Origin of the sequence: Ruminiclostridium josui JCM 17888 (genome assembly GCF_000526495.1) — a bacterium.
GTDB classification, from domain to species: domain Bacteria; phylum Bacillota; class Clostridia; order Acetivibrionales; family DSM-1351; genus Ruminiclostridium; species Ruminiclostridium josui.
The window spans coordinates 328,604-353,467 of record NZ_JAGE01000001.1 but is presented as its reverse complement, the minus strand read 5'-3'; the positions used below and the strand labels follow the sequence as shown (position 1 = coordinate 353,467).

General features: G+C 37.2%; 16 protein-coding genes. 15 read left to right on the top strand and 1 reads right to left on the bottom strand.

From position 1 onward, the window contains the following. Positions 1 to 9 precede the first annotated feature (9 nt). From K412_RS0101660 to K412_RS0101595, 13 genes are all read left to right on the top strand, one after another. Positions 10 to 1,257, top strand: a complete 1,248-nt coding sequence (locus K412_RS0101660) for an adenosylhomocysteinase (RefSeq protein WP_024831491.1) — start codon at positions 10 to 12, stop codon at positions 1,255 to 1,257. Between the two features lie 129 nt (positions 1,258 to 1,386). After that, complete coding sequence (locus tag K412_RS0101655) at positions 1,387 to 2,691, top strand: amidohydrolase (RefSeq protein ID WP_024831490.1); 1,305 nt, start codon at positions 1,387 to 1,389, stop codon at positions 2,689 to 2,691. A 99-nt stretch (positions 2,692 to 2,790) separates the two neighbouring features. After that, positions 2,791 to 3,081, top strand: coding sequence for a hypothetical protein (locus tag K412_RS0101650; protein WP_024831489.1), 291 nt, complete (start codon positions 2,791 to 2,793; stop codon positions 3,079 to 3,081). Positions 3,082 to 3,158: 77 nt separating this feature from the next. Then, positions 3,159 to 3,500 (top strand): hypothetical protein, encoded by a 342-nt coding sequence (locus tag K412_RS0101645; protein ID WP_024831488.1) that lies wholly within the window; start codon positions 3,159 to 3,161, stop codon positions 3,498 to 3,500. Next, complete coding sequence (locus K412_RS0101640; protein WP_024831487.1) at positions 3,493 to 4,062, top strand: 5-formyltetrahydrofolate cyclo-ligase; 570 nt, start codon at positions 3,493 to 3,495, stop codon at positions 4,060 to 4,062. Before K412_RS0101645 ends, K412_RS0101640 begins: the two co-directional genes overlap by 8 nt. Positions 4,063 to 4,671: 609 nt before the next feature. Continuing rightward, a complete protein-coding gene (locus K412_RS0101630) occupies positions 4,672 to 5,982 on the top strand; it encodes an SGNH/GDSL hydrolase family protein (RefSeq protein ID WP_024831486.1) in 1,311 nt (436 codons plus the stop codon). A 171-nt stretch (positions 5,983 to 6,153) separates the two neighbouring features. Next, positions 6,154 to 6,765: a TetR/AcrR family transcriptional regulator gene (locus K412_RS0101625; protein WP_024831485.1), complete on the top strand. Its 612-nt coding sequence runs from the start codon at positions 6,154 to 6,156 to the stop codon at positions 6,763 to 6,765. Beyond that, complete coding sequence (locus K412_RS0101620) at positions 6,762 to 7,643, top strand: ABC transporter ATP-binding protein (RefSeq protein ID WP_024831484.1); 882 nt, start codon at positions 6,762 to 6,764, stop codon at positions 7,641 to 7,643. The genes K412_RS0101625 and K412_RS0101620 overlap by 4 nt, the downstream gene beginning before the upstream one ends. Before the next feature lie 5 nt (positions 7,644 to 7,648). Continuing rightward, a complete protein-coding gene (locus K412_RS0101615; RefSeq protein WP_024831483.1) occupies positions 7,649 to 8,452 on the top strand; it encodes an ABC transporter permease subunit in 804 nt (267 codons plus the stop codon). A 28-nt stretch (positions 8,453 to 8,480) separates the two neighbouring features. Next, positions 8,481 to 9,275 (top strand): ABC transporter permease subunit, encoded by a 795-nt coding sequence (locus K412_RS0101610; protein ID WP_024831482.1) that lies wholly within the window; start codon positions 8,481 to 8,483, stop codon positions 9,273 to 9,275. Positions 9,276 to 9,394: 119 nt separating this feature from the next. Continuing rightward, positions 9,395 to 10,324 carry an alpha/beta hydrolase gene (locus K412_RS0101605; RefSeq protein WP_024831481.1) on the top strand — a complete coding sequence of 310 codons (930 nt, stop codon included), beginning with the start codon at positions 9,395 to 9,397 and terminating at the stop codon, positions 10,322 to 10,324. Positions 10,325 to 10,469: 145 nt separating this feature from the next. Then, the gene (locus tag K412_RS0101600; RefSeq protein WP_024831480.1) at positions 10,470 to 10,910 is read left to right on the top strand and encodes a recombinase family protein; all 441 of its coding nucleotides are present in this window, start codon (positions 10,470 to 10,472) and stop codon (positions 10,908 to 10,910) included. 158 nt (positions 10,911 to 11,068) lie between these two features. Further along, a complete protein-coding gene (locus tag K412_RS0101595) occupies positions 11,069 to 13,591 on the top strand; it encodes a fibronectin type III domain-containing protein (RefSeq protein ID WP_024831479.1) in 2,523 nt (840 codons plus the stop codon). Positions 13,592 to 13,776: 185 nt separating this feature from the next. Here the strand turns inward: K412_RS0101595 and K412_RS0101590 are convergent, their stop codons facing one another. Next, positions 13,777 to 15,078 (bottom strand): IS30 family transposase, encoded by a 1,302-nt coding sequence (locus K412_RS0101590; RefSeq protein ID WP_024831370.1) that lies wholly within the window; start codon positions 15,076 to 15,078, stop codon positions 13,777 to 13,779. A gap of 197 nt (positions 15,079 to 15,275) precedes the next feature. On the opposite strand from K412_RS0101590, the gene K412_RS0101585 reads away from it, so the two are divergent. Next, positions 15,276 to 16,889, top strand: coding sequence for a fibronectin type III domain-containing protein (locus tag K412_RS0101585; protein WP_024831478.1), 1,614 nt, complete (start codon positions 15,276 to 15,278; stop codon positions 16,887 to 16,889). Positions 16,890 to 16,913: 24 nt separating this feature from the next. Then, positions 16,914 to 24,815, top strand: coding sequence for a S8 family serine peptidase (locus tag K412_RS20270; RefSeq protein WP_024831477.1), 7,902 nt, complete (start codon positions 16,914 to 16,916; stop codon positions 24,813 to 24,815). The last annotated feature ends 49 nt before the right edge of the window (positions 24,816 to 24,864 follow it).

The window sequence follows — 24,864 nt, the reverse complement described above, 5'->3', positions numbered from 1 at the left end:
GTTAGGTTTATGAAAAGTGTTATCCGAGATATTTCTTTAGCAGATAAAGGAAAACAGAAAATTGAATGGGTAAGAAAAAACATGCCTCTTTTAAGAAGTCTTGAGGATGAGTTTAGGGAGACAAAGCCGTTTAGCGGAGTAAGAGTTGTAGTTTCAGTTCATCTGGAGGCTAAAACAGCTTATCTTGCAAAGTTGTTTGCAATCGGAGGAGGAGAGGTTTCTGTTACAGGAAGTAATCCGTTATCCACTCAGGATGATGTAGCAGCCGGTCTTGTAGCAGATGGCCTTGATGTATATGCATGGTACAATTCAACTAAGGAAGAATATGAGGAGCATTTAAATCTTGCTTTAGGATACAAGCCGAATATTATCATCGATGATGGAGGCGACTTGGTTAACCTGTTGCATACCAAGAGAAAAGAGCTTCTTCCTCATATTATGGGTGGCTGTGAAGAAACAACTACCGGGGTACTTCGCTTAAAGGCTATGGAAAAAGAAGGTGTACTGAGATTTCCAATGATTGCGGTAAATAATGCCAACTGTAAGTACTTATTTGACAACAGATATGGTACAGGACAATCGGTTTGGGATGGTATCAACAGAACAACCAACCTTATTGTAGCTGGAAAAAATGTAGTTGTTGCAGGATACGGATGGTGCGGTAAGGGTATTGCAATGAGAGCGAAAGGCTTCGGTGCAAGTGTTATCGTTACGGAAGTTGATCCTATTAAGGCTGCAGAGGCAGTAATGGACGGATTCAAGGTAATGAAAATGTCCGATGCTGCAAAAGTCGGTGATTTCTTTATTACTGTAACGGGTTGCCGTGATGTTATTACAGCGGAACATTTCAAAGTAATGAAAGATGGGGCTATTCTCTGTAATGCAGGACATTTTGATGTTGAAGTTTCCGTTGAAGAATTGGAAAAAATCGCTGTTGAGAAACAGATTCAGAGAAATAACATTACTGGATATAAGATGGAGAACGGAAGATGGATAAATCTTCTGGCAGAAGGCAGACTAGTAAATCTTGCTGCAGGTGATGGACATCCTGCTGAGATTATGGATATGAGTTTCGCTTTACAGGCCCTTTCAGCAGAATATATGCTAAGAAATTACAATAAGCTAGGAAACAAGGTAATTGATGTTCCTGCTGATCTTGATAAAAAGGTTGCAACCATGAAGCTAAAATCATGGGGAGTAAAAATAGATAAGCTTTCTAAAGAGCAAAAGGATTATCTTAACAGTTGGGCTGAGTAAAAATATCAAAATTGCATTATGAAAATTTATATTAAGCATATTAACCGACGTTTACATAAGATATCGGTAATATGCTTAATTTTTCATTTGTTTGTTTTAATTGGTTGATAATGCGAAAGGATGAATATTATGTTTGACATACTTATAAAAAATGCTGAATTAATAACTATTGATGAAAGTAAGCCATTGATTACTAACGGGCACATAGGAATTAAGAACGGGCGTATTGCTTTTATTTCCGACAGTCTCCCTGAAAATGCTGAAGCAAAGGAAGTAATTGACGGGAGAAGTAAGATTGCCATGCCCGGTTTGGTAAATGCTCATAGTCACAGTGCCATGACGTTAATGAGAAATTATGCAGATGATATAGCACTTGAAAAATGGCTTTTTGATAATATTTTCCCTGTTGAAGCAAAACTTACTGACAAAGGCGTATATTGGGGTACTATGCTTGGTATATCTGAAATGATTAAATCAGGAATTACTGCTTTTGCAGATATGTATATGTTTATGGATGAGGTTGCACGGGCTGTAACTGAAACAGGCATAAAAGCAAATCTCTGCAAAAGCCCAATACAGTTTTTCGAAGACGGACAGCTGAAAAGACTCGATAAAAGTCAGGGAACTATTGATTATTACAATAGCTATCATAATTCAGCAGAGGGAAGAATAAAGGTTTTTGTTGAAATACATTCTGTTTACATGTTTAATGAAAATACCCTGAGAAATGCAGCTAGGCTGGCTAAACAGTTGAATACCGGTATTCATATACATTTACTTGAAACTGTATCTGAGGTTGAATCCAGTAAAAAAGACTATGGTATGACTTCTATTGAGATATGCAGTGAAACAGGTGTACTTGACGTTCCTGTTATGGCGGCACACTGTGTTCATCTCAGTGACAGTGATCTTAGAATTATGAAGGAAAAGAAGGCAAGTGTTGTTCATAATCCAACCAGTAATCTAAAGCTGGGAAGCGGCATTGCAAGGGTTCCTGAAATGATGGATATGGGAATTAATGTATGTCTTGGTACAGATGGTGCTGCCAGCAATAATAACCTTAATATGTTTGAGGAAATGAATCTTGCGGCAATACTGCATAAAGGGGTTGCTATGAATCCACAGCTAATGAAGGCTCAAGATGTTCTTAGAATGGGGACTGTAAATGGTGCAAGAGCTATAGGCTTTGACGACACTGGTATATTATCAGAAGGGATGAAAGCAGATATAATTCTGGTTGACACTGACAAACCTCACTTCTATCCTAAAAATGACCCAATGGCAATGATGGTATATTCTGCACAGGCTTCTGATGTGGATACTGTTATGGTAGACGGAAATATTCTGATGAAGAATCGTGAATTTACACACATAGACGAAGAAAAAATAAAGTTTGAGGTAGATGCATTATCCAAAAGGCTATTAGGCAGATAAATTTTCCTTGTTTTTTGACACAATTTACATAAAGGGTATTTGCGATGGATGTCAAATATATATAGTTGGATGATTCAGATTTTTTATGGGGGAATAGTCATGGCAATTACAATTAGTTTGTGGACCACCAAGCATGGAGAATTAAACCGGTTTTTAGATAGTTTTTATGAAAAAGATATGGAGATAGATTGCTCACTTCGCAGATGGGTAAAGGACTTTTACAATCCGTTGGATTCAGTAGATATGATTTGTGCATTAATGGACAACAGCGAAAAGTATGATGTAGCTATGTATTTACATATGGATAACGGATACTTATACAGAATAACAAACTTAAACTACGAAGATGTTGTAAAGGGACTATTTGAATTGTATTATGTTCCTGCATAAAATGATATTAAGGTCTCATTTCATAACTGTTAAATTATGTTATAATATTAACATAATAGGTTTGGAGGTTAATTCAGATGAAGCAGGAATGCGACAATAGCAGTGGTTTTGATAACAGTTGCCTTACTTGGAACAATAGTGAGGTAACTAGTGTTGAAAGGGAAATGTTACTGGGAAATCTTAATTACATTAGCAGTAAGGTTATCAGTAATTGGACTAAAGGAGTGTTAACCATCCTTACCGTACTCATTCCCATAATAGGGCAAATTATAGGCCTGATTACGGGGATGGTATTTCTATATGATGAGGCTAAAGAGAAAAGGTCTTTTGGATTTGTACTAATAGCTGTTTCTATTATTACATTTTGCGCTTTGGCTTTTTTATGGTTAAAATGGAGAGGAATACTGAATTTTGTGTAATAAGACTGAAATGAGAAAGGAATATATTTCCTTTAGAAACAAAAATATAACTTCAGATGCCTTACATGAGAAATCAAAGGTTATAGCACAAAAACTGGATAAGTTGGACTGTGTTAAGCGGGCAAAAACCATAATGTGTTATGTTAGCTTTGGGAGCGAGGTTTATACTCATGACATTATTAATACCTGGATTTCTCAAGGTAAACAGGTATGCGTTCCTCGTGTTGTTAAAAATAAAGGGAAATCCATGGAGGCAGTTAAAATAAGCAGTCTCCATGAGCTTGAGCCGGGGACCTACGGGGTATTGGAGCCAACTTCCGGACAAAAAAATGTAGTTAGTCCTGATTCAATTGATGTAGTGATTGTACCAGGATGTGCATTTGATTTACATAAAAATCGTATGGGATACGGCGCCGGATATTACGATAGGTTTCTTAACTTAATATCAGATAGCTGCTTAAAGGTAGGAGTTGCTTTTGACTTTCAGATAATGGATGAAATACCCTGGGACGAACATGATATCCCTATGGATATTATAATTACAGAAGAGAGAAATATCTAAATAATCAAATTGTTGAAATTTAAGGTGCAACACAGAAGTTTTACTTGTTATAGGTTACTTCATATTGTTGTGCCTTTTGATTTTTAAGGACAAATTTTAAATTAGTATTCACTGAATATAAATATACTAGTATTCCTAACAGGGTTAGAGGTGTATTTCATATGGCAAAAGCTAAAACTAGAAAAGTGGTTAGCGTTTATAAAGGTAAAATAGATATTAAGGAATTTATTATAAAATTGTTGACTCGTAATTTGTAATATTATATGAGGTGAATATTTTTTTCATATAAAGGAGTACAATTTTTAATATTGAATTTTTTAAAAGTTAATATTAAAGTATTTCTTGGAAAATGAATTATCATTTGAATTGGGAGGTGGGACATTTATTTTAGGTTAAGCAGTACCGGTTTTTTTAATTACATAAACAACTAACATACTTTTGCTAACGATACACATCTTTCTTATAAAATTCTATAGTAATCTTTGTATTATTCCTGTATTCTACCGGTATTTCCTGACTTTATTTATAGGGGGGGATGCTGCAAATTATATTTCAAAATTAAGGTTTTAAGCTATTTTTTAGAAAATAAGAATATAGGAGTTTTTTAATATGAGAAAAATAACAATGACAAGAAAAACAGGGGCTTTTTTAGTTGTATTTTCACTTCTTTTTACATTATTTTTTAATTGTGTAGGAAGCACTAGCGTTTCTGCACTTGAGCCACCAGGAGTATATGGTGACTTCAACAATGACAGAAATGTGGATGCTTTGGATTTTATGAAATTCAAGCAATATTTGATGGAGCAGAATACTGATTACTACTATTATATGGATTTAAATGGTGATAGTGCATTGGATGCAATGGACTTTGCTATTTTGAAACAATATCTATTGGGTATGATTAAGACCCTGCCAATCAATTATACACCGTCGGAACCGGGTGTGTTGCTAGTTGGCAGATTTGATACCAGTGATCCTGCTGGACCAAAGTTTGCATGGAGCACTTCAACTATAAAGGCTAACTTTACCGGAACCACAATCAGTGCAACTATTAAATCATCAGGTGATAACTGGTTTAATGTAATAATCGACGGCATTGTAAAAGCACCTGTTAATGTTCCTGCCGGGACTTCTACAGTTACCCTTGCTTCCGACCTTCAAGACGGTATAATACATACAATTGAACTGGTTAGAAGAACTGAAGCTTGGATTGGTGAAACACAATTCTTAGGCTTTAAAATTATCGGAGGCGGCTTGTTGCCTGCTCCTTCACCTTCTTCAAGAAGAATAGAATTTATTGGTGATTCTATTACCTGTGGATACGGTAATGAAGGAACAAGCCAGTATCAGTCATTTACCAACAAAAATGAAAATGCGTATATGGCATACGGAGCAATAACTGCCAGACTTTTGAAGGCTGACCCGATAACTGTTTGCTGGTCAGGAAAAGGGTTGGTACAAAACTATGGTGGGGATCTTAATGAACTAATGCCTGAAGTTTATCCAAGAGTTCTTCCTTACAATACAACCCTCACTTGGGATACAAGTAAATGGACTCCTCAGGTAGTTGTAATCAATCTGGGTACAAATGACTTTAGTACTGGTTCTATTGATAAAACAACCTTTGCAGCGGCATACGAAAAATTTGTAACCCAAATAAGAGGACAGTATCCTGATGCCCATATCTATTGTGCAGTAGGCCCAATGCTGTCTTGGGATCAGCTTGCAAAGTGCAAGGATGCCATAACAAGTGTTGTTGACCAGAAAAATACTTCTGGGGATTCAAAGATTCATTTCATAGAATTTCCAGTACAGGTTGAATCAAACGGCTACGGTGAGGACTGGCATCCTAGTGTTAAAACACATGAGCTGATGGCAAACCAGCTTGCTGAAACCATAAAAGCTGATTTAGGGTGGTAATTTTCTCTAAATATAATAATTTAAAAAAGCATAATAACCGTAATGTGACTAGCCTGTAAGTACTCATATAGTGCGGTTGTTATGCTTTTTTTTGTATAATCATTGACCGAATCGGTTTATAATGATATTCTATTATCAACCGATTTGGTTGATAATATTTGAGGTGATATTTTGGATAAGTTTTTAAACCTACCTGAGGAGAAAAGAAAAAGAATTGTTGATGCAGCACTTAAATCATTTGGTGCAAATGGCTATAAGAAAACTTCAGTAAGTGATATAGCCAAAGGCGCTGATATTTCAAAAGCTATGGTATTTCATTACTTTGGGACAAAAAAGGACTTGTACCTGTACTTGATAAAAATGTGTACTGACATCATTATTAATGAAATAAAAAATGGTTTTGATTACACTGTTACTGATTTCTTTGATAGAATCAAGGAATCAGCCGAGATTAAGGCATCAGTAATGAGGAAGCATACTAGTATTCCTGCTTTTCTAATCAGTGCATATTTTGAGTCTGACCCGGAAGTAAAGTCAGATATTACATCCCTGCTTGCCATTGGAGATGACTATAGAGATAAAATCGCTTTTGAAGGAATGGATACTTCAAAATTTAAAGAAGGTATTGACCCCAAACTGGTGCTAAAAATGCTTATATGGATGGCTGAAGGGTACACTAGTCAATTGTCCGTTTCTACACTGGATTTAGATGCTATGCTAAAGGAATTTTATGAATGTATGGATTTGCTCAGGGACAATTTTTATAAGGAGGAGTATTTATGAGTGTCATTGAAATTAAGAATCTTACAAAAAGTTATGGCAAGGCCAGAGGCATAAATAATATTAATCTCAGCGTAGAAGAGGGCGAGATTTTCGGGTTTATCGGACCTAATGGAGCTGGGAAGTCAACCACCATCCGAACTCTCCTTGGTCTTATTTATCCCTCTGAGGGGAGTGCAACTATATTTGGTAAAAGCTGCATAAAGTATCCTGAGGTAAGAAGAGAAGTGGGGTATCTTCCTTCAGAGGTTTTTTATTATGATAATATGAGGGTAATAGATCTGTTAAAATATTCAGCCAGCTTTTATAAAAAAGACTGTACCACTAGAATTAAAGAACTTGCAGAAGCAATGGACCTCGATTTGAAAAAGAAAATAGAGGACCTTTCCTTTGGAAATAAGAAAAAGGTAGGTATTGTCCAAGGATTGCTTCATGAACCGAAGTTGATTATTCTTGACGAACCTACCAGCGGACTTGATCCTCTCATGCAACAGAAATTTTTTGAACTTATTGCAGAGGAAAACCATAAGGGAGCGACGGTGTTCTTTTCTTCACATATTCTAAGTGAGGTTCAGAAAATGTGCAGCAGAGTGGCCTTTATAAAAGACGGTAAGATTATAAAGCTTGAAAAGATGAGCACTCTTCAGGAAAACAGTTATAAGAAGTTTAGCATTGAAACTAAAGAAATAGTCTCAAAGGATGTATTTGATATAAAGGGTGTTAGTAAACTGGAAACTAAAGGTAACAATATTAATTTCATCTTTAAAGGCAATATTAACTTGATTATGAAAAAGATAGCTGATATTCAACTAAGGAATATTTCAATCGAAGAACCTGACCTTGAGGAAATCTTCATGCACTATTATGTAAAGGAGGATTGAGTTATATGAATATTTTTCTGCATGAGCTCAAATCCATGAGAAAAACTGCTACTATATGGACAATTAGTTTGATAGCTTTATCGGCACTCTATCTTTGCATATATCCTACTGTAGCTGCTGATGCTGAAGGATTTAAAAACCTCCTTGCCAATTATAATCCTGAAATAAGGGATATGCTTGGGATAAATTTAGATAATATTGCATCCTTATTGGGCTTTTATTCTATGGTATTTTCGTTTATAACACTTTGCGGGACTATACAGGGGATGAATCTTGGTATTTCCATACTTTCAAGAGAATCCAGGGAACGTACGGCAGATTTTTTGCTTGTTAAGCCTGTTTCCCGCAGTTCAATAATCAGTGCAAAGGTGTTTGCTGCCTTTACAACTATAGTTGCTACCAATTTTGGGTTTTATGTGGCAACATTTTGCATAGCCAATGCTGTTAAGACAGAAGATTTCAGCAATAAGCTGTTTTTTATGATAAACCTGACATTGTTTTTTATGCAGATTATTTTTATGTCAATAGGCATGGTTGTATCAGTATTTTTTAAGAAGCTGAAATCCATTCTTCCAATATCCTTTGGCGTGGTTTTTGGGTTTTACTTGATAAGTATTATTATTTCTTTAGGAAAAAGTGCCGATAAAGTGCGGTATATATCTCCTTTTAAATATTTTGATTTAGCCTATATTATTAAGAATGCCAGCTATGAGGCTACATACCTCGTTGCATCTGCTGTAATAGTAGCTACAGCTATTATTGCCAGTTTTATAATATATATAAGGAAGGATATCCATGCAGTGAGTTAACTGCTTGGGATTAGCTAAGGGAGGCTTTATGAATATTTTTTTAAGAGAATTGAAGGCAAACCTAAAAGCTTTGATTATATGGAGCGTTTGCATGGTTTTATTGATAATGGGGAGCATGGAAGAATTTACGGCTTACTCTTCGAGTGTGGGAGGTAGTAATGTCTTTGATAAAATGCCGTATTCCATAAAGGCACTTATGGGAATGGGCTCTTTTGATATAACAACAATGGCAGGATATTTCGCAATGTTGTTTGTATATATTGAGCTTGCGTCGGCCATACATGCAGTGTTGCTGGGAAGCGGAATAATAGCAAAAGAAGAAAGGGATAAAACCACAGAATTTTTAATGGTAAAACCTGTATCCCGTATAAATGTAATTACTTCAAAGTTTTTTGCAGCTTTAGTAAATGTGTTGATTATTAACCTGGTGAGCTTTGTCTCATCGTTAATGATGGTTAATGCTTATAACAAGGGTGAGTACGTTACAAAGAAGATTGTAATATTTTTTGTGAGTATGTTTATTGTTCAGATTGTGTTTTTGTCTTTAGGTGCAGCTCTTGCTTCTGTAATGAAAAAACCAAAAGTATCAGGGGCATGGTCAGCAGGAATACTTATGGGAAGCTTTATAATAGCTAAGATTACTGATTTGACAGATAAAGTGAATGTAATTAATGTCTTTTCGCCTTTTAAATATTTCAGTTACAAGGATATAGTTGACGGGAAGAGTATTGACGTTTCAATAGTAGTTTTATGTATTGTACTTGTGATAATTTTTGTAAGTTCAACTTATTTATTTTACAAAAACAGAGATTTGAAAGTTTAGAATTAGATGTAAATTTTAAAAAATATTGTACAAATAGGAGGAATATGTAAATATTTTGTAGAATCTACAAAGTGATATTAAAATCAATGTCATAACCTAAATACGGAGGCAGAAAAATTATGAATTATGAGACTGATTATAGGCAGTTTGTAGATTCGGAAGAACCGTTAAACTCAATCCAGGAGAGGGATTGGGCATTTTATGGACAATGTGGACTAGAGTATCCGTTTCTTTACGCTACACCAGACCCCAAGCGTCAGGATTACTTTGCAAGGCCATATAGTGAAGATCCGCTGCAAAGACTTGACATTCACCACTTAAAAACTCCAGAAAAAAAGAAACGACCAGTTATTTTCTATATACATGGAGGTGGCTGGACAAATGAAGATAAAAGTAATACAAGATTTGTAGCACATGACTGGATAAAAAATGGATATACGGTTGTTTCCATAAATTATAGGTTATCACCTAATGTAACACATCCTGCAATAATAGAAGACTGTGCTAAAGCTCTTAAGTGGGTACAGGAAAACATACATGAGTATGGCGGAGATCCTAATAGAATTTGTGTAGTAGGACATTCTGCAGGAGGACATTTGGCAGCTCTTCTTGTAACAGGAGTTAAATGGCATCAAAAATATGATATAGATATTAAAAAAGTTAAGTGCTGGATACCTTTAAGCGGTATTCATGATTTTAACCTTCCGGAAAATTACATGCCCCCTATGTTGAGTGCAGCAATAATCGCAATGTTAGGGGGAGATGATAATAAAGTTGAATGTTCCCCTGTTTCACATATAACTGGAAAAGAACCACCTTGTCTGATACTGCATGGAGGTGATGACTGGCTGGTTCCCAAAACAAATTCCATAGAATTACATAACAAGCTAGTTGAAAAAGGGGCTAAAGATGCAAGATTATTTATTGTCAAAGGCTATGCTCATTGCAATATGATACTTGGTTTTGAAAAACCTGGTCATAAACCTGCTGAATTAATTAATGAGTATCTTGATGAAATGCTTCCTACTTCAGAGGGAAAAAAGCTATAATACAAAAGAATTCTTACATGAAAAAGGCATACTAACTGTTAATCGGTTAGTATGCCTTTTTCATGGACAATTTTTATATTCTGAAACACTTGAATATAAATAGAATAGTATTTATCCAGATTAATTCAAAAATAGGGAGGATGCCATGCTTGGATTTAACAAACCTGATATCAATTATCATATAGGTATATATGTAAGGCAAAGCAGAGATGAAAATGAGGAAAATATTGAGACTATTGAAACACAGAAAAAGCTTTTGGCAGACTTTGTGAAAAAGAATAATTTTGGAACTATCTATAAAACTTATGTTGATGACAATGTTTCAGGTGCAGGCTTTGAAAGGTATGCTCTTGAAGAACTGAAAAAAGACGTAATGGCGTGCAATATAAATCTTGTGGTTTTAAAGGACTTGTCAAGACTGGGAAGAAACAATGCCAAAACCCTGCTTTTCCTTGATTTTCTGGAGGAATACGGAGTGAGAGTCATTACATCTGACGGCAGATACGATAGCCTGAAGGACAATGAAACCGTGGGAATAGATACATGGTACAACGAGCAATACATTATATCATGGATATATTGCTGAAATTGTTGAGGGGGAAGGGATGTAGGGATTTTAAACATTTGTAATGTGGAAATAAAATTATAAAGCAAAAACAGAACATAATTGAAAGGGGATGTAAATGATGGTAATATTATATAATCCATCGTTTGACAAAATTCATTAAAAAAGGAGATTATGTTATGTTTTTGCACAAAACGGGTAAGAAGATAATGGCTTTGCTGCTGGCAATGGCTATTGTGTTGTCCGGGATTATTATAGTTGGAAATCCTATAGCAAAGAAAGACTTTGTAAAGTTTGGAAATGAAGTTAAAGCGGTTACGGCAATGTATTACTATACTCAATATTATACCAAATTAGAAAATGGAGTAATTACTAGGAGTTACGTAAATAAGTCCGATATTCTGGTTCCGGACGGAACTTATCCGGACGACGGGGTGCATACCGACGGTTATTGGTACGTAAAGGGTAACAAGGCGACTTTTGAAGAAAAGTGGACGCAGAAGCAAAGTGCTCCCGTAGCTCGCGACTATGCTAGTACTGTAGTTATAAATAACAAAATCTATGTATTTGGAGGAGATAATGAATCAAATAGAGCTTCTGGTGATTTATGGGAATATGATCTGGAAGCAAATTCATGGACACAAAAGGCTAGCGGCCCTTGTTCTAGGTATGGGCATACCTCGGTAGCCATAAACGATAAAATGTATGTATTTGGAGGACACGGGGATTACGACTATTATCAGGACTTGTGGGAATATGACCCTAGCTCAAATAAATGGGTAAAAAAGGCAGATGCTCCTAGTGTTTTAGCTTTCCATTCAGCAGTTGTACTAAATAATAAAATGTATGTATTTGGAGGTAGTTACGCAAATGGTGTTGCGACTTTTTCAGATTCAGTTATGGAATATGATCCTGCTTCAAATAAATGGACAAAAAAAGCAAGTATGCCATTTGCTAGAACTAATAGAACAGCTGTTATAATTGATGGTAAAATATATTTATATGGGGGAAGTAATGGAAGTAATGGAAGTAACACTTATAATGAATTGTGGGAATATAACCCGGCTATAGATATATGGACAAGGAAAAAGGACGGTCCTATTGAAGCAGTGAGCCAACTGGGAGTGGTACTATACGGGAAAATGTATATATTTGGTGGCTTTTCATCCGGGTATGCATTGAACAGTTTATGGGAATATGACCCGAAAACTGATACATGGACACAAAGAAAGTCGGGTGCAATCGGTCGTATAAATAACTCTGTTGCAGAGATTAACGGAAACTTATATATGTTCGGCGGTGTTGGTAATGGAAATCATTACAATGACTTATGGGAATATTCCATAAACTATTTTCCTGTTTTTGAAGCTATAACTCCAAAACAAAATGAAGTATTCTCCGATGCAGACACAAATTTTGTTCCTCAAATTAGTGTTTCTGATAAAAACAATGATACTTTAACGTGTAAATACTACATAGATTCTGAAACAACACCAAGGGATACTCAGTCTGTAAATAACACTACAGAAACCAAGCCAGTATCATTTAATCCAATTGACATGAGTTCACTGTCAGAAGGGGCTCACGCAATAACCTATGAGGTTACAGATGGCAGGACTACGATGCCTTTTACTCAGACTATTAATTTCAAAGTAGACAAGTCTGCTCCAACCCTTGGAGAGATTGCGTGTTCGTCGACAACTGATTCAATAACAATTACCGGCTCTGCCACAGATGGGATATCCGGACTTGCTACAGAACCTTACAGATACACGATTGGTTCTGAGTTATCTTCATGGATTGGCTCTGGTACATACACTTCTCAGAATAATTTGATACCAAATACTCAATATCCTACAAAGTTTGAGGCAAAGGATGCAAAGGGACACATTTCAACCAGTTTACAGAATGTGTACACTAAGGCTACTGTCCCCAAACTTGAAGCGAATAAACCATCGTCTTACACTCTTGATGTTGAAACTACCGACAATAATTCGGATTCTACACAGTATCAAATCAGTGTAAACAACGGCAGTCAGTATGTAACCCAAGAAGGAACTCTTACTGCTGCACCTGCTTGGATTACTCTTACAAACAAAAAGGTTACTGTTTCAGGCTTATCCCCTGAGCAAACCTATACCTTTACTGCAAAAGCAAGAAATGCTGAAAATATAGAAACTGTTGCTAGTCCTTCCGTAAGTGGGACAACCCTTATTGCACCTCCTGGTTCACCAGTAAATATTATTGCTACCGCCACAGATAAGACTATAACTGTCTCATGGGATGCTTCAAATGGAGCTATAGGTTATGAACTTGAGGTTGACGGAACAGTTGTAAATACTGATACTGCCACTGTATATACACATGTTGGTCTTAATCCCGGAACACCTCACACATATCGGGTCAGAGCCAAAAATGCAGGAGGCCCCGGCAACTGGAGTGCACCAATCACAAAATCCACACTTCCCGCTTCGCCGGATATACCTGTTAACCTTAATGCAGTACCTTTGAGTACCTCCGTTACGGTTACTTGGAACAATGTCTCCGGTGCAACCGGGTACGATATAGAGGTGGACGGAGTACTGGTTAACAATGGCCCAAATACAAATTACATTCATAACAGTCTAACTCCGGGAACGTTAATTGAAAAGTTAAATTCCACTGTAAATTTTAATTCCACAATGAAGAGTAAATTCCACTAAATCAAGTCTTTGAACTATATTCTTTGTGCCTGAAATATAGTATAATAAGCATACAGAAAATTGCTCTGAAGAAAAAATTGCATGGCAAACAGCCGACTGGAGGATTTTTTGTAAAACTAAATTCCACTCGGAATAGAGTTGATATTGAGGTTTCTATCCGCAGTTTTAACTCTTGGTTTGTGTTTCTATTTCAGCAGTTTTGGTTTTAGGATGATATCGTCGCAGGATATCTCTCTTAGTCCGAATGCATTTAATGCATGTTTTTCCAGTAGCAATTGAGCCAGTTCTAATGGGGTTCTACCATTTAGACTGGCTCTTGCTGTACTGTTAATATGATTTGCAAGTCTTGTTACATCCCATTGCGTCAGTTTATCAAAGGATGAGCCTTTGGGAAGAACAGAACGTATATATTCGTGGTTCTTTTCTATACCTGGTTTTTGCCACGAAGCCATAGGATCACAAAAAAATATGGATGTGCGTATGGTATTATCAATCCCACATTCCAGTCCTTCTGGGTTTGAAAATTCCGTACCTCTGTCTGTTAAAATAACTGGAAATGTGTTGTAGAAGCCGATAGGAGACATTTTTTCTTCCAGATGGTCAAATGTTTTTTTAACAGAAGTTGCTGTCTTATCTGGCAATAGATAAATTAACATCAATTTGCAGCTGCGAAAGAATAATGTAAGTAGTACTTTTCGGCTACCCTCACAACCGACTACTGTATCCATTTCAACAACATTCGTCTCTGGATGGGCTTCCATATATTTCATGAAATCATTATAAGTTCGTCCTTCAAAAATCCCTGTATCTTTGGCTTTTGGTCTGTCTTGTTTGCGAGGCTTATACTTTACTTTTCTGGGGAGATCAATGTTTTTCACAGATAACACACCAGATGCAATATAATTATAAATTGTTTTTTCAGAACATTTTATTTCGGGATGATTTTTAAGTATTTGGTACGGAGTCTGCCCCTGCAAAATTAAAGGTGTGACAATTGCATCCATCTGATTAAGTGAATCTTCAGATATATTGATTCCATTTCTAGATTCAACAAGGATAGTCTTATATTGACGATTAGCCTGAGTTGCTTTGTAGAAATATTTATCAAGCCTGCATCCAGCTTTTTTAGAACAACCGTTACAAACAAAAGGAGCCTTTAATACTTTACTGCATATTTCATTTTTAAACTGGTCACAATGGGTATTACAAGCATTACATGTTCTGCATTGCTTCTTACAAGCAACAGTACGTTTGCAGACATTTGTAAGGCCACATTTACCACGATGAACACAATGATTATGGGATACAAAATTGTTTCTAGAAGTAAGAGAACGGTGTTTCTTGACTTCCTTTGAAACAGTAGTAGGGTCTTTGCACAAATATTTCGCAATCACTTTAAAAGGTAAATTGTTGTCTAGTGATTTTTCAATAAAAATCCTATTATCAAGGGTGAGATGTTTTTGGTTTCCTGGTATTAAATTAGACATAATTAACTCCTTTCACTGCGGATTGGGAAACCAAAATTAATTATACATGAAGTAGTGGAATTTACGTAAGACTAAATTCTACTCTAACTTTTTAAAAGTGGAATTTACTTTTTCATTCAACACTAACTCCGGGAACCCATCATTCATATCGGGTAAGAAGCATTAATCCGGGAGGAAAGAGTGAATGGAGTGGGTATGTGAATACTACCACACTTCTTGATACAGTCCCTGTACCAGTAAATATTTCAGCAACTCCGGCTCTAAACAGTATAACTATTATCTGGGACAAGGTAAGCGGAGCATCAGGCTATGAGATATCAGTAGACGGAGCTGCATTTGACAATGGTACACGAACTACTTATACCCATAGCAGCCTTGCACCGGGAACACAGCATGTTTACCGGGTAAGAGCAAAGAAGAGCGGGATAACAAGTGAATGGAGTGCCGCAATTGTTTCTGCTACACTTACAAATGAATTTGGAACCCCTTCAAATTTAAAGGCAAATGCAGATAATACTTCAATCGTATTGTCATGGAATCAGGTTGCCGATGCGACCGGCTATGAAGTGGAAGTTGATGGTGTGGTTACCGACAACGGAGATGAAACCTCCTGTATACATAACGGATTACTGCCAAATACTACCCACACCTACAGAGTAAGGGCGAAAAGTGACACAGAGGTCAGTGAATGGACAGAACCATTGACAATTAATACATTTTTACTCCAAACCCCTCAAGGTTTATCAGCAACTTCAGAAGAAACCTCCATGACAATTAATTGGCAGCCGGTTGAGGGAGCAACAACCTATGAACTGGATTTTGACGGTTCTGTTATAACAGGTATATCAGAAACAACATATTCAGCCAAAGGTCTGGATGCAAATTCACAACATGAGATAAAAGTCAGGGCGATTAGTGGAGATGGTACCAGCAACTGGAGCAATACCTTAATTAAGTCTACAAAATTTACTTCCGGCAATGTACCAAAAGTATCAGCTATAGCTAAAAAGACTTCAATATCAATCATGTGGAATAAAATTGACGGTGCTACATCCTATGATGTTGAAGCAGACGGAATAATAACCTCAAATGTAAATGCAACAACATTTACGAGTAAAGGACTTCAGACTGGGACAAAGCACGTATATCGTGTAAGAGCCAATAACAGTTCCGGGGCAGGAGAATGGTGTAGTCTGTTTACTGTTTCAACACTTCTCCAAGGTCCGGCTATACCTTCAAATGTGGTATCCTCCTCTAACATGACGTCGATACTTGTTAGTTGGGATAAAGTAACAGGTGCGGAGGAATATGAAATTGAGGTTGACGGAACAATCATTGACAACGGTACAGGAACAAGCTATTTACATAAAGGACTTTCTCCCGACACAACCCACACCTACAAAGTAAGAGCCAGAAGTGTTTCAGGCTGTAGTGAATGGAGTACCCCAATGATAGTAAAGACCCTGAATTCAGTACAGACATATGAAATTACTTCATTGACAGGGGAAGAATTTGACCTGATTTTATCCGGTTCAGACATTCAGGATTTAAACAAATATACATTTTCAATTCATTACGATACTAACGATTTTGATTTAATCGACCTTTGTGGCTTCACTCCAAAGACGGACACACAGGAAGGGGATATTTACGGCACTGATATTACCGTAAAACAGGTAGCTCCCGGAACAATAGTATTTGTTAAGAACGGCTCCGCACAGTCCTGGCAGGTATGGTCAGGTATTGTTAATAGTATAAGGCTCAGGGCAAAGCATGACGGCCCGGCTCAAATTACCTACACCATACAGTAAAGGATAAAAAGGGGTGACACTTAAGTGAAAAAAATACGAATTGCAATATCCAGAATTCTTGTTATGGCCTTTTTCATAACGAATACTCTTGTATATTTACCGTCATTAAGCTTTGCAGCAGGAAATAATAATGAAAAAGCTGATAAAAAAACAGTTGCTATGGTTCACCATGAAAAAACTGAAATTCTGGTTAAATATAAAAACAGCGCAAATCAGGACAAGGTTAAAAATAACCTGAAAAAGAAAGTAAAGCTCAAAAAGCTCAATGTAACAAAGAAATATGAAAAAAACAAAATTGACTTACTGGAAATAGACACAAAGGATGATATATCACAAGTAGTTGATGAGCTAAAAAAAGACCCTGACGTTTTGTATGCACAGCCAAACTACAAACTCGATATAATGTCTGCTCCATCCGACCCGATGTTTGAACATCAGTGGGGTCTTCAAAACAACGCTCGGGAAACAGAAGGGCAGCTGGGGAGAAACGGCGTGGATATAAATGCATTAAATGCATGGAATCTGACTCAGGGCTCTTCCTCCGTTGTAGTAGGACTTTTGGATACAGGTGTTGATATCAATCACAATGACTTGAAAGACAACATATTTGTAAATTCCAAGGAAATTCCGGGCAACGGAATAGACGATGATAATAACGGATATATAGATGATATTAATGGTTGGGACTTTGTAAATTCAGATAAAACCGTGTTTGATGATGCAACATTAGACTTTCACGGAACACATGTTGCAGGAATAATTGCAGCAGAAGCAAACAGTGAAGGAATATGCGGTATTGCACCAAAAGCAAAGGTATTGCCATTAAAATTCATTAACGGAAACTGGGGCTACACCTGTGATGCAATAGATGCAATAGAATACGCAATGAAAATGGGTGTCAAAATAATAAACTGCAGTTTTGGTGGTACTGATGACAATTTTGCACTAAAGGATACCATGGCAAACAGCGGCATCCTGTTCATATGTGCTGCAGGAAACAGGGGAGCAGACGTTGCAGTATCCCCGGTATATCCTGCATGCTTTGACATTCCAAATGTGTTATCAGTTGCTTCCATAGACAGCAAAGGAGTACTTTCGCCATATTCAAGCTATGGCAACAAAATACATGTAGCGGCTCCGGGAGTAAATATTCTAAGTACTACACCCGGAAACACATATGATTATTTCACCGGAACATCGGCAGCCGTTCCTTTTGTGACGGGCATAGCAGCACTTTTACAAAGTTATGTGCCAAATTTGACCATAACACAGATTTCCCAACGTATAAAAGAAAACGTGGTATCCTGCACAAACTTGAAAGAAAAAGTCTCCGCGGGAGGAAGGGTCGATGCCTATGCTGCCTTGACAAACACAAAGCCGGAACCTGATACATACGATGGTCCTGGAAATGACAATAACACTGTTCCGGCAGGCCAACAGGGCGGTAATATTGATACTTGGTATACTATGGATCAACTGGCAAAAATAAAGGAAAAGCTCCATTACGGGGAATCAGGTGTGAATCCCGCATCGGGAAACTTCTCGGTTACAGTAAACGATATGAGTGTCCTTGCTCCTGGTTTTCAGGTAAACATATCACGTACCTACAACTCCAGAAATGATGTCAGCAAAGAATTTGGAAGAGGCTGGACCTTTGGTTTTTCAGGAAAAGTTGAGGGAACGGGAGTAGTCGATGTTTCACTCCCAAACGGAAGTGTTGAGAGATTCAGGCTAAACGGCAATGTATATGAGCCAGAGGAATCCAGAAGTAAATTTGCAAAAAATGCAGACAGTACATATACATTAACTACACCTGACCAATATAAGTACACCTTTAATACAAATCGTTATCTTGTAAAAATGGAGGACAGAAACGGCAATGCCATAAATATAACAGTTGATGGCAGCGGAAAAATAACCAAAATAACCGACACTGTGGGCAGGACTTATGCTGTCAGCTACGGAGCTAACGGACTTGTTCAAAAAATCACTGACCCGGAAAACAGGGTGGTAGTATATGAATATGACAATAATAAAAGACTGTCAGTGGTTACAGACCCTATGGGCGGTAAAATGAGATATTTTTATGATTCATGGGGATATCTGAATCAGATACAAGACCATAACGAAAAGGTAGTTGAAAAAATCACATATAATCATGCAGAGGGTGAAAACCAGCACAAGGTATCAGAGGCAACAGATTCTTTGGGAGATACAGTTAAATATGCCTATGATATGACAAATAAAAAAACTACCATTATCGATATAAATGGAAGGGTATCCTCCTATTGGTTTGACTCCTCCTTCTATACTATCCGAGTGCAGAACCCTGACGGAAAATCAAGCTATACGGAGTATTTTCAATATGGAGGTAAAAACAAATATGGCGATATAAAATCTCAAACTGACTGTAATGGTAATAAAACACAGTATGAAATTGATGATAGAGGTAATGTAACTAAAATTATCAATCCTGACGGAAGTACATATTTAAAAGAATATGATGAAAAAAACAATGTAACAAAAGAAGTGGATGAGTGCGGGAAAATAACCTACAATGTGTACGATGAAAACAAGATAAACCTTATAAAGAAGGTACAACCCCTTAACGGGACAGATGTATACGACGGTACAGACGATACAGGTTTTGCAATAACCTCTTACCAATACTATACTGCGGAAGAATCGGGTTCATTGGCAAAAGGATTATTAAAAAGTGAAACTGATGCGGAAGGTAATACAACCACATATACCTACAATACTTACGGCGATGTAGAAACTGTATCTGACCCGGAAACAGGAAAAGTTACAACTTATGAGTACAACCAGATTGGATGGAAAACCTCCGAAACGACACCAAAAGGCTACAGAACTGAATTTACCTACGACAAAAACGGCCAGTTAATTAAGACTACAATAGTAAGTTCAAAAAATGAGACTCAAAGAACTGTGTATGATCTATTGGGAAGAAAAATGCAAGAAATTACCCCAAACCAATACGATAGTACTAAGGACAACGTAGAAACTAATACATACGTTGACAATACGGTGGGGACAAAATACGAATACTTTGACAGTGGTAAAATAAAGGAACAAATAAATGCATTAGGAGATAAAACAAGCTTCACTTACGATGTATACGGAAACATTCTTACCGAAACAAAACCCAACGGTGCAATTTACAGATATGAGTATGATGTTCTGGACAGACCACTTAAAATATACTTCAGAGATAATTCATCAGTATCTGAAATATTACTTACCCAATATAGTTATGCAACTTTGGAAGATGGAAAAACACAGAAAACTGAAACAAAATTTCTTGATTCCAAGGATAAGGCTGTCACAGTTTATACCTATGACTATGCTGACAGGCTTGTAGAACAGCAGAATCCGGATGGAACCAGGCTCAGGACAATATACAACGCAAACGAAACAATCAACAGGCAGATTGCAGCTAATGGAAGCAGTACATACTTCAAATATGACGGACTAAACAGATTGACAGAACAGTGGACTCCATTTGAAGTATCCAACGGAAACACACTGTACACCTATAGCAAAATCGAATATGACAAAGCCGGAAGAAAAACTGCGGTGAAATCAGGCAAAGACAAGGTACTTCTTTGGTCAATACCTGAAAGTCTTGCAATAACAAACTATCGGTATTACAAAAACGGTAACGTTAGTCAAACAATGGATTCTGAAGGAAGAAAGACGGAGTACCTATATGATGACGATGGAAACGTTATAAGAGAAAGTGTATATACTGATGCAGCCAATAAGTTAGTAACAGATTATACTTACAATTACCTTGGGAAGTTGGAAAAAAAGGAGCAGCATGTAAAAGCAGGAGACCTGTACGGAAAAGACTTTGACGACACAACGGACACAGTACTTACAACCTCCTATACCTATGATAAGAATGGTAACAGAAAAACCGTGACAGCCCCCAACAAGGTAACCACCACATTTGAATATGATGAACTTGACAGACAGCTATCTCAAAGTGAACCCGGAGTGAGTGAAAAGGGTGTGGTCGTCACAATAACTAAATCCACAACCTACGACTGGGAGGGAAACCTGCTTACTGTAACAGATGCTAAGGGCGGTATTACAAAGTATGAGTATAATCATAGAGGATTACTGATTAAAGTAACAGATGCCCAAAATGGAGTAACAGCGTACGACTACGACCTTGCAGGAAGAAAAATAGCAGAAGTAACACCAAAAAACTATGATAGCACAAAAAGTATTTATAACATGAGCAGGATTGAATATGTCTACGATGAAATGGACAGAGTCATAGCAAAAAAAGACATATATATAGACCCTGTTACACACCAGTGGATAACCATATACACAAAAACCTGCAAATATGATAATTCAGGCAATCTCATAAAAGAACTCGATGCTGCGGGATATGACTCAGGAGTAGGAACAACACTGGAAGAAAAAATAAATTCAGGTTATGGTACCGAGTATACATACAATCTGGCAAACCTGGTAATAACGTCAAAAGACCCGGTAGCAAAGGAATATGATCTTGCATTTACTTCCAGAAGTGAATATGACGGATTGGCAAGAAAGATATCTGAAACCAATGCAAACAAAGTGGAAACCCGGTACACATACAACGATGCAGGGGATATACTTTCAGTAAGTCTGAAAAAAAATCCTTCGTCTGAACCAAAGGTAATAAAGCATTCTACCTATGACCTTGCAGGCAGAATACTGGCACAGACTGACGGGAACGGCAATACCACTACATTTGAATATAACGCTCTGGGGAAAGTCAGAAAAACAGTTGCACCGGGAGACAGCACCATCCCGTCAATAATGGTAACAAGCCAGTACGACGAAATGGGACAACTGAAGCAACAACTAAACTCAATGGGAAAGGTTGACCTCTATACCTACGATAATCAGGGGAGACAGCTTTCCCATACAGAGAAAAAGTCCGATAATACCCAGGCCATAACTACATATTCAACCTATGACTTAAATGGAAACAAATACTCGGAAACTGACGGGAATGGGAATGTAAAGACATATAACTATGACAGTTTAAACAGACTTCTAGCTGTTGAAACAACGGTAGGTGGCAGGGAAAAAACAACTACTTGGACATACGATGCCAACGGAAACAAAACCTCTGAAACCGACTGGCTTGGTAATACAAGTACCAACATCTATGATCCATTAAACAGGTTAATAGAAAAAAAAGATCCCTACACTACAATACAAAAGTTAGAGTACAACAAAAACAGCAAACAAATAAAATCAACAGATGCATTGGGCAACGAAACCATATACATATACGACAAAAACAACAGACTCATTGCAACTATAGACCCAGAGGGTCATACAACAAGTCAATCCTATGATGATGTTGGTAATATCATAGCCAAAACAAATGGCAGAAATATTACCACAACATATAGATTTGATGAATTTAACAGGTTGACAGAGGTAATTAACCCCAAGTCTGAGAAAACAACCTATACCTACGACTTGAACGGAAACAAGTTAACTCAGACTGACGGAAACGGAAACACAACCTACTATGAGTACAATGCTGCAAATAAGGTTATTAGGAAAATAGACCAGGGTGGAAGAATAGGGACACCGGGGAAATATACATATCTGGATGCTAAAACAGAAAAGTACACCTATTTTGCAGACGGCAGCCTGAAGACAAAAACTGATAGAAACGGAAAACAGACCATATATTCCTATGACATACATGGTAGACTTACCAGAAAAGCCATAGGAGAAACTGCAATCAGCTATACTTACGACAACAATGACAACCAACTTACAATGACTGATAAAACAGGTACAACTACGAGAACCTATGACGAAGAAAACAGGGTAATAACCAAAAAAGCACCGGGCTTTGGTACAACAACTTATACTTATGATAATCCTGAGGGAGAAGGTTTGTATTCTGAAACTACTGAGGATTTCAAGAACAACCTGACAAAAAAAGTATACGACAAAGTAGGAAGACTTTACCAAGTAATATCGGAGGGAAAGACCACTACATACAAATATTACGGCAATGGAAGCAGAAAAACCGTAATTTACAACGACGGAGCAAAAGAGGAATACACATACTACAAGGACGGACTAAATAAAACTCTCACTAACAAAAAAGCCGATGGAACGGTAATAGACACCTATAGTTATACCTATGACGAAGCTCACAACCAGACTTCAAAGACAGACCGAAAAGGAACTACAAGCTACATCTACGACAGTCTCAACAGACTTGAAAAGATAATGGAGCCAAACGGCAGGACAACCAACTATACCTTTGACAAGGCAGGAAACAGGCTTACAGAAACTATACTGGCAGGTGCGGCCTCTGTAACCACCACATATACCTATAACGAGCAGAACAGACTTGTATCAACAGTAAAGAGAAGTGGCACCGAAACAATAACCGACACATACAGGTATGACAATAACGGTAACACAGTTTCAAAAACCACAGAAATAGTAAAACCGGTTGCTACGTCAACATCAGGAGGCTTTAGTCTGGAAAAGTCAGGTCAGAGTATGGCAAGCAATGTAACCTACTATCAGTTCGATGTCTGGAATCAGTTGATAAAAACCACAACAGGTAAGAAAACAGCAACCTATTCTTATAACGGAGAAGGCTACAGGGTAACCAAGACCGAAAATGAGCGTACCACAAACTACCTGTATGAAGCTGACAAGGTAGTACTGGAAACAGACGTAGAAGGCAACGAGACAGCCAGAAACATATATGGTTTAAATCTCCTGACAAGAACTGCACAAAATGATACAATGAACTATATGTACAACGGTCACGGAGATGTAACCGCACTAATAGGGGAAAACGGAGCAATCCAAGCAACCTACTATTACGACGCCTTCGGAAACATAACAGAGCAGACGGGGGACGTCAATAATAACATAACCTACGCAGGCTACCAGTACGATAAGGAAACAGATCTCTATTACCTGAATGCCCGCTACTATGACAGTAAAACAGCCAGATTCCTAAGTGAGGATACTTATACTGGTGACCCTAACGATCCGCTGAGCTTGAATTTGTATACGTATTGCCATAATGAGCCGGTGATGTATTTTGACCCGACAGGGCATACATATGCTTATTTGACAGATTTAGCTAAGTCAGTTGGTGGGAATGCAAAATGGGATTCTAAAAAAAGAGTTGCTGTTGTAACAGTTAATGGAATAACAAAGGAATTAAAAACATCAGACTATAAAAATGTAAATGGAAAAATAGTAATTGATAATGAACAATTTGATAAAATGTTTACCAAAAGTACGAATTCCTATGTAACATACTCTATTGATACAACCGTTAAAAATGGAGATATAAAAGGAACTCAAATGGTAAATGTTAATGGAAATAATCAAATTATTTCATCACATAACCAAACAAATAACTATTATAAAGATACTAATAAGCCAAATCAGAAAGGGAATGCAACTAAGGGGACGGGTAATCTTAATGTTAATAATGCAGCCAAGATCCCAGATACATATACAGAGAAAAACGGAGTTAAAACACCAACTAGTAGCTTGCCATGGAATGGGGAGCCAGGATCTACAGGGACACTTTATAACCCCGATGGAAGCGTTAAGCAAGAAAGATGGTATAAGCCAAATACAGAACCTGATGTAGATATAGACTATAATCATGGTGGTACTGGACATACATTCCCGCATGGTCATGAGTATGATGAAAATGGTGAAAGAGGTGATCCGATACCTTTATTAATAAAACTACTACCTGCATTAAAAGAGGGTGCTATCCGAGTAGGGGATGCTGTTGAAGCTAGAGTGAGCCCTATTATAATACCAAAGCCTTTAATTGATATTTGGATGCGGTCAATGCCTGAGTATAAACCTAAAGATTTGGTTTGAGATTTTTTTAGCACTTTGCAAGTAAAAATTAATAATGACGGGAGCAAAT

What these genes read in the sequence shown, in the direction of transcription:
- K412_RS0101600 (WP_024831480.1), top strand. Translation starts at nt 10,470, where the DNA reads ATGCTTGGATTTAACAAACCTGATATCAATTATCATATAGGTATATAT.
- K412_RS0101595 (WP_024831479.1), top strand. Translation starts at nt 11,069, where the DNA reads ATGTTTTTGCACAAAACGGGTAAGAAGATAATGGCTTTGCTGCTGGCA.
- K412_RS0101620 (WP_024831484.1), top strand. Translation starts at nt 6,762, where the DNA reads ATGAGTGTCATTGAAATTAAGAATCTTACAAAAAGTTATGGCAAGGCC.
- K412_RS0101615 (WP_024831483.1), top strand. Translation starts at nt 7,649, where the DNA reads ATGAATATTTTTCTGCATGAGCTCAAATCCATGAGAAAAACTGCTACT.
- K412_RS0101605 (WP_024831481.1), top strand. Translation starts at nt 9,395, where the DNA reads ATGAATTATGAGACTGATTATAGGCAGTTTGTAGATTCGGAAGAACCG.
- K412_RS0101590 (WP_024831370.1), bottom strand. Translation starts at nt 15,078, where the DNA reads ATGTCTAATTTAATACCAGGAAACCAAAAACATCTCACCCTTGATAAT.
- K412_RS0101650 (WP_024831489.1), top strand. Translation starts at nt 2,791, where the DNA reads ATGGCAATTACAATTAGTTTGTGGACCACCAAGCATGGAGAATTAAAC.
- K412_RS0101610 (WP_024831482.1), top strand. Translation starts at nt 8,481, where the DNA reads ATGAATATTTTTTTAAGAGAATTGAAGGCAAACCTAAAAGCTTTGATT.
- K412_RS0101630 (WP_024831486.1), top strand. Translation starts at nt 4,672, where the DNA reads ATGAGAAAAATAACAATGACAAGAAAAACAGGGGCTTTTTTAGTTGTA.
- K412_RS0101645 (WP_024831488.1), top strand. Translation starts at nt 3,159, where the DNA reads ATGAAGCAGGAATGCGACAATAGCAGTGGTTTTGATAACAGTTGCCTT.
- K412_RS0101660 (WP_024831491.1), top strand. Translation starts at nt 10, where the DNA reads ATGAAAAGTGTTATCCGAGATATTTCTTTAGCAGATAAAGGAAAACAG.
- K412_RS0101655 (WP_024831490.1), top strand. Translation starts at nt 1,387, where the DNA reads ATGTTTGACATACTTATAAAAAATGCTGAATTAATAACTATTGATGAA.